This window comes from Paenibacillus macerans (assembly GCF_900454495.1).
Taxonomy (GTDB): Bacteria; Bacillota; Bacilli; order Paenibacillales; family Paenibacillaceae; genus Fontibacillus; species Fontibacillus macerans.
In genome coordinates, this window is the sequence record NZ_UGSI01000001.1 from 1,439,721 (window position 1) to 1,451,874 (window position 12,154).

General features: G+C 54.2%; 9 protein-coding genes. 3 read left to right on the forward strand and 6 right to left on the reverse strand.

Features of this window, described 5'->3' with window-relative positions; all coding sequences use genetic code 11:
* Nucleotides 1-349 precede the first annotated feature (349 nt).
* From DYE26_RS06630 to DYE26_RS06650, 5 genes are all read right to left on the reverse strand, one after another.
* Nucleotides 350-2,641 carry a type IA DNA topoisomerase gene (locus DYE26_RS06630; protein ID WP_036623080.1) on the reverse strand — a complete coding sequence of 764 codons (2,292 nt, stop codon included), beginning with the start codon at nt 2,639-2,641 and terminating at the stop codon, nt 350-352.
* Nucleotides 2,642-3,092: 451 nt separating this feature from the next.
* Entirely contained in the window at nt 3,093-4,580 is a 1,488-nt protein-coding gene (locus tag DYE26_RS06635) for a glutamate synthase subunit beta (protein ID WP_036623082.1), read from the reverse strand.
* Nucleotides 4,581-4,764: 184 nt separating this feature from the next.
* Nucleotides 4,765-5,256, reverse strand: a complete 492-nt coding sequence (locus DYE26_RS06640) for a dihydrofolate reductase (protein WP_036623084.1) — start codon at nt 5,254-5,256, stop codon at nt 4,765-4,767.
* A gap of 19 nt (nt 5,257-5,275) precedes the next feature.
* On the reverse strand, nt 5,276-6,070 hold the full coding sequence (thyA, locus tag DYE26_RS06645) for a thymidylate synthase (protein ID WP_036623085.1): 795 nt from the start codon (nt 6,068-6,070) through the stop codon (nt 5,276-5,278).
* Between the two features lie 114 nt (nt 6,071-6,184).
* The gene (locus DYE26_RS06650; protein ID WP_036623087.1) at nt 6,185-7,816 is read right to left on the reverse strand and encodes an alkaline phosphatase family protein; all 1,632 of its coding nucleotides are present in this window, start codon (nt 7,814-7,816) and stop codon (nt 6,185-6,187) included.
* A 297-nt stretch (nt 7,817-8,113) separates the two neighbouring features.
* Between DYE26_RS06650 and DYE26_RS06655 the strand changes: the two genes are divergently transcribed.
* Complete coding sequence (locus DYE26_RS06655) at nt 8,114-8,887, forward strand: hypothetical protein (RefSeq protein ID WP_036623088.1); 774 nt, start codon at nt 8,114-8,116, stop codon at nt 8,885-8,887.
* Between the two features lie 92 nt (nt 8,888-8,979).
* Here the strand turns inward: DYE26_RS06655 and DYE26_RS06660 are convergent, their stop codons facing one another.
* Nucleotides 8,980-9,219: a hypothetical protein gene (locus DYE26_RS06660; protein ID WP_124332149.1), complete on the reverse strand. Its 240-nt coding sequence runs from the start codon at nt 9,217-9,219 to the stop codon at nt 8,980-8,982.
* 94 nt (nt 9,220-9,313) lie between these two features.
* Here DYE26_RS06660 and DYE26_RS06665 point away from each other — a divergent pair, with 94 nt between their 5' ends.
* Nucleotides 9,314-9,601 (forward strand): ArsR/SmtB family transcription factor, encoded by a 288-nt coding sequence (locus tag DYE26_RS06665; RefSeq protein WP_036623091.1) that lies wholly within the window; start codon nt 9,314-9,316, stop codon nt 9,599-9,601.
* Complete coding sequence (locus tag DYE26_RS06670; protein ID WP_036623092.1) at nt 9,602-12,127, forward strand: DsrE/DsrF/DrsH-like family protein; 2,526 nt, start codon at nt 9,602-9,604, stop codon at nt 12,125-12,127.
* Nucleotides 12,128-12,154 lie beyond the last annotated feature (27 nt).

Below are 12,154 nucleotides of genomic sequence, written 5' to 3' on the forward strand. Positions count from 1 at the left end.
AATATTGGATATCATCGTGAACCAGAACTGCACGGTTTTCATGGAAACCTTATATTCCCACCCCCAGGATTTTTTTGTTCAAACATTTTCTTTATATCCCAGAGCATCCCTATCATTTCAAGTTGCCATTTCACGTCTGGCTTGATTACTAGAGACAAAAATAAAGAATTGGTAAAGGGAAGAACATAATTCTTTTCCATAGTACTGTTCGCAAAAAATCCTAACTTTTTCCCAATTCATTGGAGGATTGTTCAGCATGTTGGGAATGGGGATGTATTTCTGGGCAAAATCCAGAATAAACCGGCCCAACCGCAAGGGTGCGATTAGACCGAAAGATAGAAGTCAGGATTTAGTTGGATGATGCTTCTGACGGCTCGGCGTGCAGAAGCTCAAGCTTTCCGGTTGAACGGTCGACCAGGGCGATCCGCCCCTTAATCTCTCCGCCTGCCCGCTTAAAGGTTAACAGCTGGGTCTGGCCTTTGGTCAGAAGCGCATTTAGCATGGAAGCGGAAATTTTCTTTCCGGCAAACTCTTTCCAAATGACGAAGCCGCAGCCCTGCTTGTAATGCGTGCAGCCGTAGCCTTTGCGGCCTTCGATGATCTGGCCGCCGCAGCCTTCCCGCGGGCAAGGGGCGAGCGCCTGCAGCCCCGGGCCAGCCGCTGGCTTGGCTGCGGAGCCTGGCGAAGCCGCCGCGCTGGCCGAGCCGGCCGCTCCTTTGGCGGGACGGCCCGTCGGGCCGGCTTTCGCGGTTTTTCCGCGCCCGCGTCCCGCTGGTTTGTCTCCGTCCGCCGTGCCGAACAAGGCAGCGTCCGCTTTTTGCTGCGTCCGCACCTTTTCGATGATCGACACCGTAAACCGCCGCACATTGTCCATGAACTTGTCCGGAGTCGCTTCCCCGCGGGAAATTTGGTACAGCCGTCTCTCCCATTGGCCGGTCATTTCCGGAGAAGTCAGCAGCTCGACGCCGGCGCGGCGGATCAGCTCCACGGCCGTCCGGCCTTTTTGCGTGACGGTGATCCTTTTGCCTTGCATCGTGATGTAGCCGACTTTTTTGAGCCGCTCAATCGTCGCCGCCCGCGTGGCCGGCGTGCCGAGCCCGGCATCCTTCATCGCTTCGCGCAGCTCCTCGTTTTCAAGCTGCTTTCCCGCACTTTCCATCGCTTTAAGCAGCGTCCCCTCGGTATAATGCTTCGGCGGCTGGGTCGCTTTCTCTTTGGCCTGGGCCTCCGTACATTGGACCGGCTGGTTCCGGTCGATTTGAAACGGCTCGCTGACCAGTTCCTCGGCTTCTTCCTCTTCGTCCTTTTTCTTGCCGCGTCCGCCCGGTTTAGAGGCCTCGTCGCCGGGGAGGCACACTTTCCAACCCAGGGAAAGCAGCTCTTTTACGTTCGTTTTGAACGTCTCTCCCTCCACCTCGGTCAACACGGTATGCTGCTTGTACTCGGCCGGCGGATAAAAATGCGCAAGGAACCGGCGGACGACGAGGTCGTATACGTTTTGCTCCTCTTTGCTTAAATTGCCCGGCCGTTTTAGCGTGGGCAATATCGCATGGTGATCTTCCACGCGCGCTGGATTGCACACGGATTTGTTGCCCACATGCACCAGCTTCGGATTGCCGCCTTCGGCCAGCGTTTGATACGGCGTCGATTTAAGCATATGAAAAACTTTGTGCATCCCGTCGATATTTTGTTCCGTCACATAGTTGGAGCTTGTCCGCGGATAAGAAATGACTTTATGGCGCTCGTACAGCGCCTGCGCCAGATCGAGCGTTTTTTTGGCGGAATAGCCGTATTTGGCGTTGGCTTCCCGCTGCAGCAGCGTCAGATCGTACAGCTTGTACGGATATTCTTTCGTTTCTTTGACTTCGTATTCGGCGATGCGTCCGGCTTTTCCCCGCACTTTATCGGCGATGGCCTTCGCTTTATCCGCGTCGGTCAGCCGCTCCCCTTGCCAAGTTCCGGCGTACTTGCGGGTGTCCTGCGCAAATTCCGCCTTGATTTCGTAATACGTCAGGGAATCGAAATTTTCAATCTCTTTCTGCCGGTCATAGATGAGCGCCAGCACCGGAGTTTGTACCCGGCCGACGGACAGCAGCTCCCGATGCTTGGTTGTGAACGCTCGCGTAGCGTTCATGCCGATCAGCCAATCGGCCTCACTGCGCGCCCTGGCGGCGAGCGTCAAATTTTCAAACTCCGCGGCCTCATGCAGCTCCGCGAAGCCCTTGGCGATGCTTTCGCTGGTCAAATCGGAGATCCACAGCCGTTTGACCGGCTGGGACAAACGGAGCTGCTGCTGGATCAAAGCGAAAATATACTGCCCCTCGCGCGCGGCGTCGCACGCGTTGACGATTTGGCCGCAGCGTTTGGCCAGCTCGCCGATCGTCTTCAATTGATCTTTCGTTCTTGGGTTCGGCACGATTTTAAACCGTTCCGGCATGATCGGCAAATCGCCGAAATTCCATCGTTTATACTTGTCGTCATAGGCGTCTGGTTCGGCAAGTTCGAGCAGATGGCCGATCGCCCACGTGATGATGTACCGTTCCCCTTCCAGATAGGATCGATTGTTTTTCGCTTTCGGTTCGATAACGGCGGCGATCGTCCGCCCCATATCCGGTTTCTCGGCAATCACGAGCGTTTTCATGCTTGAACGTCCCTCTTTCTCTGTCTTTCCGTCTCTTTTTCTACAGGTGTCCCTACCTTGACTTTTGCCCATTCAACCATAAATCATAAGCGAAGCGTGCGGTGGGATGATTCCCTCCGGTATCGGGAGTTAACGGCATTTTATGACGTTACTTTACTGTTTTGGCCACATCCGCATAAAATAGAGGAATTTAATGTCCTTATTTCTTCGGCCGCATCTTTAAAAAGCCTTTATTTCCGATTAGCTTCAAAAATAACGCCATAAAATTCCCTTAAGCCGTTAAAAAGGGCGATTTCTCCACTGATAGCGACACTTTTTACCGTTATTTCAGCGCGCACCACACAAGAAACGGGCAGCACCTAAAAAAGAGCCGCGCTTCGCGCAGCTCTTGTAAGCTTTTACTATTATATCACAACTTTTGAGGTTAATAGAATGACGTTTTAAACGAATGCTACACCAATACGGTCGAGCCCATCAGATATTTATCGACCTCGCGGGCGGCCGCCCGGCCTTCGTTGATCGCCCAGACGACCAGGCTTTGTCCGCGGCGCATGTCTCCGGCGGCAAACACCTTATCCACGCTCGTCTTGAATTGGCCGTATTTCGCCTTCACATTTGTGCGGCGGTCTTTTTCCAGCCCCAGCTCATCTATAATCGTCGATTCCGGACCGTCGAAGCCGATGGCGATCAGCGCCAATTGCGCCGGGAATACCCGTTCCGTCCCCGGAATCGGCTCATAGATTTTACGGCCGGTTTCGTCAACGGTACGGCGGATTTGCACCGTGTGCAGCTCCTTCAAGCTGCCGTTCTCATCGCCGACGAACCGCGTCGTCATGATCGAGAACTCGCGCGGGTCGCTGCCGAATATCGCCTTGGCTTCCTCCTGCGCATAATCAAGGGTATATACATTTGGAAACTGCGGCCAAGGGTTGTTGATCGGATCGCGTTCCAGCGGCGCTTTGGCGTGCGTGCCGAACTGGGTGATGCTGCGGCAGCCGTGGCGCAGCGCCGTGGCGACGCAGTCGGAACCCGTGTCCCCGCCGCCGATCACGATAACGTCCTTGTCTTTGGCGGACAAATACTGTCCGTCCTGCAGCCCCGAATCCAGATAGCTCTTGATCGTGCCGTTCAAAAACGGCATCGCGTAATGCACACCGTTCAAATCGCTGCCTTCGATGTTGAATTCGCGCGGTTTCGTAGCGCCGCCGCACAGTACGACCGCGTCGTATTCGTCGACAAGCTGCTTCGCCTTGATGTCTTTGCCGATCTCCGTGTTGGTGACGAATTTCACGCCTTCCGCAGCCAGCAAATCAACGCGGCGCTGCACGACCGCCTTGTCGAGCTTCATCGTCGGAATGCCGTACATCAGCAGACCGCCGATGCGGTCCGAACGTTCATATACGGTCACATCATGGCCCGCTTTGTTGAGCTGCGCGGCGCAGGCCAGTCCGGCCGGGCCGGAACCGACGACGGCGACTCTGCGGCCTGTCCGCTTCTCCGGAGGTTCGGGAACGACCCAGCCTTCCTCAAAACCTTTGTCGATAATCGCCTGCTCGATCGTTTTGATCGTGACGGGCTGTCCGATCAGGCCGACGGTGCAGGAGCCTTCGCAAGGCGCGGGGCAAATACGGCCCGTAAATTCCGGAAAATTGTTCGTTTTGTGCAAACGCTCCAGCGCTTCCTTCCACAAACCGCGATAAACGAGGTTATTCCATTCCGGGATCAAATTATGCACCGGGCATCCCGAAGTGCCGCCGGCCATGTCGATGCCCGTATGGCAATATGGCGTGCCGCAGTCCATGCAGCGGGCGCCTTGCGTCTGCAGCTCTTCCTCGGACATATGTTTATGGAATTCTTCCCAGTCCCGAACCCGTTCGGACGGGCTGCGATCCCCCGGAAGCTCGCGTTTGAACTCCATGAATCCTGTTGGTGTAGACATCTATACGTTCCCCCATCCGTGTTCTTGTCTAGTGATGCTATGACTTGAAAAAGCCCGCTATTCACAGCCTGAAACTGATCAATGCGGACTTTTTAACTCTCCGTGTCAGTGTATCTTGATGTTAGCACCCGGGGGAAACGATATTAATGGATTAATCATATGATAATTTGCATTATTCTTCACATCACTTGCGGCGTTCGTAAGTCAAAAAACGGTAATCATAAGGATTCTTGTCATCACGAATCCCCTGCTCCTCATGCACTAAATCAAAATCCTCCCAGTTTAGGGAGGGGAAAAACACATCCCCTTCGATGTCCTCGTCGATGCGTGTCACGAGCAGCTTGTCGGCGACAGGCAAGAAGAACCGGAATACGCCTGCGCCGCCGATCACCATCAGCTCTTCGCCTTCCTTTTCGTAACGCAGCGCCTCTTCGAGGGTATGCACGATATCGGCTCCCTCGGCCCGGTAGGACGTATCCTGCGTCAGCACGACGCTATGGCGGCCCGGCAGCGGTTTGCTCCCCATCGATTCCCAGGTTTTCCGGCCCATAATCATCGTTTTGCCCATCGTCTGCGCTTTGAAAAATTTCAGGTCCGCCGGCAATCGCCAAGGCAGCTGATTGTTGCGGCCGATCACTCCATTTTGGGCCATCGCCCAGATCAGCGTTATACTCATACGTATCCTGCCTCCCTGTCTATATGGCCACCGGTGCCTTGATCGCCGGATGATGCTGGTAGCCGACGAATTCGAAATCTTCGTAAACATAGTCGAAAATCGAGTCCGGCTTGCGTTTGATCACCAGCTTCGGCAGCGGGAACGGCTCACGCTCCAGTTGAGTTTTGACCTGCTCCAGATGGTTGCTGTAAATGTGCACGTCCCCGCCGGACCAGATGAACTCGCCTACTTCCAAACCGCATTGCTGGGCCACCATATGCGTCAGCAGCGAATAGCTGGCAATGTTGAAAGGCAGCCCGAGGAACGTGTCCACGGAGCGCATCGTCAGCATGCAGGACAGCTTTCCGTTCGCCACGTAAAACTGGAACACAAAATGGCATGGCGGCAGCTTCATCCGATCGACCTCTGCCACATTCCAGGCACTCACCAAATGGCGCCGCGAATCCGGGTTTTTCTTGATCGCCTCGATCACAGCGGCAATTTGGTCGATCTTCCGCCCGTCCGGCGTTTCCCAGGAACGCCATTGCGAGCCGTACACCGGCCCAAGATCGCCGTTCTCGTCGGCCCACTCGTCCCAAATGCTGACACCGTTCTCTTTCAAATATGCGATATTCGTGTCGCCCTTTAAAAACCACAGCAGCTCATGGACAACCGATTTCAAATGGATGCGTTTTGTCGTCACCAGCGGAAACCCTTCGCTTAAATCAAAGCGCAGCTGTCTGCCGAAAACGGAGAGAGTCCCTACCCCGGTCCGGTCCTCCTTTGGCGTGCCGTTCTTCAATACATCCTCCAACAAGTCCAGATATTTTTTCATCTATAACACACCCCGTAACCATTGATTTGATCTTCCCTATTATAGCAGACTTCGCCGCTCAGGAAAGCATATCGTTGACGAGGTGCGGCAGGCTTTACAGCTTGCGGGCTTCCCTTAACGCTGGCGGCTGCGTTCTCTTTGACCCGACAGTTCCACCAAAAAGGACTTCAAATCAATGATCCGCAAATGCTCCGGCTGTTTGTCCGTCCCGCAACTGATCAACGGCACCAGCGAGGCCGCTTGATCAAGTCCGCCGTGAGCTCCGCCGCCGGGATGCGTCGGCGAGCCGGCTTCCGTCAGCTCATACCCCGGTTTTGCGGTAACGACCAGAAAACGGCCTTCGTGAGAGTTTAGCGCGCCCTGCAGCCGCTTTAGCGCATCGGGATATTTTCCATAGGTAAGCCGGGATTTCCCTGAGCCTAAGTCCATCCGTTTCAGATCGAGGATATCCTCGTCGCCCTCCACTATCCAAGTCTGTCCGTAAGGATCTATCAGCTCCCCTCCCTGCCGGAATTTCAGCGTTTTTGCCGAACCGCCCTGATAAACGACCGTCCGGCCGTTCTCCTCCCAAGCTACCGTATCGATCCGCTTATCCGCTCTTAGGACATCGGCGATCTCCTTTAAATCCGCCTCCGGCTTTAAACTGTAGACATAAGCCATCATGTCGTTGACGCCTAAAGCAATCTCGGTTGCAGGCGATACGGTTTCGCCTGCGGGCAGCACTTCAAAACGGCTTAGCAGCTTGGGCAGATCTATCGCCGCAGCTTGATCCTTCGGCAGCACCTTATCCATCCCGTTGTCTCCGGCTATAATGATGACACACTCCTTAAGCGCTTGCTCCAAGCTTCCGAAGGCCTCCAGCATAGATCGCAGCTCGCGATCCGTGTCCCTGATTCCGCTTAAGTCCGCCGGGCCGTGTTTATGCACCTTTCCATCGAGCTCCGGTAAATAAACGTACAAGAAATCAGGCAGTTGCTTCGACCGGATCAAATATTTGACGGTTTCAACGACGTAGCGATCGTTATAGCCCATTAGGTCCGCCGGACCTACGGGTAAAGAGAGCTTTCCCGCCAGCGGGTTCGACAATGCCCCAAACGTCAAAAAATCCGGTCCCTTAACCGTTAGTTCCTTGGGCAAAGAGGTGATCGCGGTAACCGGATCCGGCAGCGTTAAACGGTGCTCCGCAAGTCCGCGGTAAATCAGGCCGTTTACCGAACCGGTGGTCACGCCCCGCTGCTGCAGAACTTCGTAAATCGTCGGCACTGCAGGATTTAAATCCCGCCCGTTCATATTAACGAGCGCGTCGGTCAGCACCTGTCTCGTCCCCCGCCGCAGCACCTCGAACGGCCCGGAGCCGTAGCCGATCACTTTATCGCCGTCTTGCGGATACCAGGTTAATCCGGGCAAGTGATGCCCGTCGGGGTAGGTTCCGGTTAGCAAGGAGCTGTCTATGCTTACGGACATCGTTGGAAAAGAACTGACCATATCTTTGAAATACTGCCCGTGTTCAATGAAATAGCGAAAGGTCGGAAGCTCATTTTGCCGGATCCCGCGGTCAATCGCTTGCGCCATCAGGGAATCGACCATAAAAAAAATGATCTTTTTCGGAACGGCTTGCCGCTCTGCGGCGGTTTGGATGCGAAGCAAATCTTGCTCTTGCGGAGCCTCCTGCTTATGGCAGCTTATCGTTAACAAACAAACGCCAATGACGGTCAACAAACGTTTCAGGTGTGCGTGCAGCAGCATGTTATGTACACCAGCCTTCCCTGTTTAGGGTTAGTATGTCACCTCGATCCGAGTCGATTCCAAATCGGCCTCAATCTGGCTGATATAAGTTCCGTCTCGGCCAATAGCCATGTTTTAAGAACATTCGTTCGCAAGAAAAGGTTGACAATCTCCGTCTGGAAGGTTATAGTAAATACACCAAATCGAATTAGGTTCCGCGAGTGAAGCACCTCGCAAGACAGGCATTTACTGCCTTTCTTGGAGGTGCTTTTTTGCGTGCCTGGTGATGATTAAAAAAGGTTAGGGAGCTGACGAAGTATGAAAATGCGGAAACAAATGCGTAGCCTGCTGCTTGTGATCATGATCCTGCCATTTATGTTTTTGGGGAGCGTGCAAGTTCGGGCAGCCGATTCCTGGGAAGCGGCTTGGTCCGGCATCGACGCCGTTTACGACGGACTCACCGCGGTGCAGGCCGTCGTTAAGCAGGAAAGGGCATCGATCACTGAGCTTCGCAAGAAAAATAACACAGAGTTGAAGGCGGTGAACGCCAAAGTGAAAGCGATCGACAAGACGCTGATCAGCCGCTTGTCCGCCGAAGCCGAAACGGTCCAGCGCAAACACGCTTCGCTGCTCGAGCAGTATTCCAATCTCGGCAAGCAGATTACCGCCGCGGGCAAAGCCAAAAATACGAAAAGCGCCGATTTGCTTAAATTAAAACGCAACAAACTCAAGCCCTCGGTCACATCGGCCAAAGCGGAAATCAAAGCCAAAAAAGACGCGCTGACAGCCGCCAAAAAAGCGGCCAGCGCCAAAGCCAAAATCGTGAAGGAGGCGCTGGCCCCGGTGCAAACATTTAAGAAACAGATCTCCGCGGAAAATAAAACGATGGCCGCGGCAAAAAAATCGGTTACGGCCGCAAACAAGCGTTATAGAGCAAGCGTTAAGCTTGGTGACGCAATCGGGGCCGTAAGCGGCCTGAAGGAGGCGTATGATCAGACAAGCAAAATTCACGCCTCTCAACAAAAAGTATACGAATGGGAGAAGAAAATTTCGCAAACGATCAGCTCCGCGGCCGCCAAGCTGCCGAAGTAGGATGACGGGCTGATTCTGGAGAAGAGGCAGCGATGGAATTACACTTCCCCCGTCTGCCTCTATCCATACGTATCTGACGATTCCCCCCATTTTTAAGCGGACTTTATCTTTGGAAACGCAGCCGATTTAAGAAAGCTTGAACCCTCTTCTTTTAACACGGCCCTAGCCTCCACTTTAAAAAAGCCGTCTTCTTCCCGGGCCGATAATCGCTCGGGATACGGATTGCCCAAGAGATCATTTTGCCCCCCGAGATCGCTCTCCTTCAGCGCCATGAGCCACAAGAAGCATAGGTGTGATAGAACTTCGCGCAAACAATTAAACCCCTCCATCACTTTTCCGGAATTCTCCTTCAAATAAATCTAATATTGTTATATCGTAATATTGCGATATAATGATACATATAAAAACGCGAGGTGGTGCGCATTGATGGACAACAACTTCAAGGCCTACCAGGAGGCCGCCGACATACTCAAAGCTTTGGCCCACCCTGTTCGCCTATGCATCGTTAAGGGCTTGCTGGACAAAAAAGATTGCAACGTTACCTACATGCAGGAATGTTTAAAACTGCCCCAATCTACCGTTTCCCAGCATTTGCAGAAATTGCGCAACCTGGGCATCGTCGAAGCCGAGCGCAGCGGATTGGAAGTAAAATACCGGATCGCCAACGATCATGTAAAAAAACTGATCCGCACCTTATTTGAGGAGGAACAATAAATGAGCAAAAAAGTGCTTATCATCGGCGGCGTCGCCGGCGGAGCTTCCGCAGCGGCAAGACTCCGCCGGCTGTATGAAGACGCGCATATCGTCATGTTCGAACGAGATTCGTACATTTCATTTGCGAACTGCGGACTCCCCTATTATATCGGGGATTCAATCAAAGACCGTTCAAAGCTGCTGGTACAAACTCCGGAGGCCATGCACCGACGGTTTAATATCGACGTCCGGACCGGAAGCGAAGTGATCGGCATTGATCCGTCCCGCAAGACCGTTCGCGTCCGCAGCAAAGACCGCGGTGAATACGAGGAAAGCTATGACGCGATGATTTTGTCGCCCGGCGCCAAACCGATTCGTCCGTATTTGCCCGGCATCGAAAGCAGCCGTATTCATACGCTGCGCAACATTCCCGACACCGACCGCATCAAGCGGCGGGTCGCCGACGAACAGGCTGCTTCGGCCATCGTCATCGGCGGTGGTTTTATCGGCGTGGAAATGGCCGAAAACCTGAAGGAAATCGGTCTTGACGTTATATTGATCGAAGGCGGGCCGCAGATTCTCTCGCCTTTTGATCCGGAAATGGCGGGTGTGCTGGCCAAAGAACTGGAAGATCGCGGCGTTAAACTGCTGATGTCGCAAACCGTAACTTCGTTTGAGGAAATGGGACAGCAAATCGTGGTCCGCACCTCAAGCGGTCTGTCGCTCGCCGGCGACATCGTCATTTTAGCTATCGGGGTTGCGCCGGATACGGCTTTCCTGAAAGAGTCCGGAATCGAATTGGGGCCGCGCGGCCATATTATCGTAAATGACAAGCTGGAAACGAACCTGGAAGGCGTCTATGCGGTGGGCGACGCCATAGAAATTAGTGATTTTGTGAACGGCTCCAAAACCGCGATTCCGCTTGCCGGACCGGCAAACAAGCAAGGCCGGATCGCGGCCGACAACGTATGCGGTCTAGGTACGGTCTATAAAGGAACACAAGGCACATCGATTATCAAAGTGTTTGGCCTTACGGGAGCGTCCACCGGCAACAACGAAAAAACGCTGCAGCGCCTGGGAATTCCCTATCATGTCATCTACGTCCATCCAAATTCCCATGCCTCGTATTATCCCGGAGCCGCGCCGATCACGATGAAGCTGCTGTTTCAAGCGGACGGGACTCTGCTTGGGGCCCAAGCAGTCGGGTATGACGGCGTCGATAAGCGTATCGACGATATCGCCACCGTCATTCACTTCCACGGCACCGTAACGGATCTAACGGAACTTGAGCTGGCTTATGCCCCGCCCTACTCGTCGGCCAAAGACCCGGTGAACATGGCCGGCTATACGGCGGAAAACGTGCTCAGCGGGCGCACGAACGTTTTCGTGCCGAAAGACTTGGCCGCACGGGACGAGCAATCGACGCTGCTTGTGGACGTGCGTTCCGAAATCGAGCACGCGGGCGGCCACATTCCCGGGTCACTGCTAATCCCTGTCGATGAGCTGCGGGACCGACTCGGCGAACTCGATCCGGCCAAGGAAATCTGGGTGTACTGCCAGGTCGGTCTTCGCGGGTACACCGCATCGCGCATCCTCCAGCAAAAAGGATACCGTGTCCGCAACCTGACCGGCGGTTATAAGCTTTACCGGATGGCTAACTATGAGCCTGGAGGAGCTCAGCTTCCTCCGGGTCGTCTCGACGCGGCGGAGGCGAAAGCGGAAGTTGCCGCGGCTGCGGCTGCGGCCAAAGAGAGCAATCCGCTTCAAACCGCAAATGAACCAGCTGTGGCGAACGAGCCGCTACGCTCCGACGCGGAGTTGGACGCCTGCGGGCTTTGCTGCCCAGGTCCGCTCATTCAAGTGAAACAAACGATGGACCGGCTTCAAGAAGGCCAAGTTTTGCGCGTAACCGCCTCGGACCCTGGATTCTACGAGGATGTGCAGGCCTGGGCCAACATGTCCAAACACCGGATGCTCCGGGTCAGCAAAAACGATAACGGCATCATCGAAGCATATATGCGCAAGGGCGGCGCGATGGCCGGGGAGGCGGCAAATGCTGAGCAGCCGGCGGCATTGCCGGAGGGCACGACAATGGTCGTGTTCAGCGGCGATTTGGACAAGGCGATCGCCTCCTTTATTATCGCCAATGGGGCTGCAGCCAGCGGAAAGAAGGTCACCTTGTTCTTCACTTTCTGGGGTCTTAACATTCTCCGCAAGCCGGAAAAAGTACCCGTAAACAAAAGCTTTATCGGCCGCATGTTCGGCGCGATGATGCCGCGGGGCAGCCGAAAATTGGCATTGTCCCGCATGAACATGATGGGCATGGGTGCCAAAATGATTCGCGGCGTGATGCAAAAAGGGAACGTATCCTCACTTGAAGAGCTGATGGACACCGCGATAAGCCAAGGCGTGGAAATCGTCGCCTGCCAGATGTCCATGGACCTGATGGGCATCGCCAAAGAAGAGCTGATCGACGGCGTCAAAATCGGCGGAGTCGGATATTATTTAGGCAAAGCGGACCAATCGGGCATTAATTTGTTTATTTAATCAGGTATAATCGAATCATCGATGTCC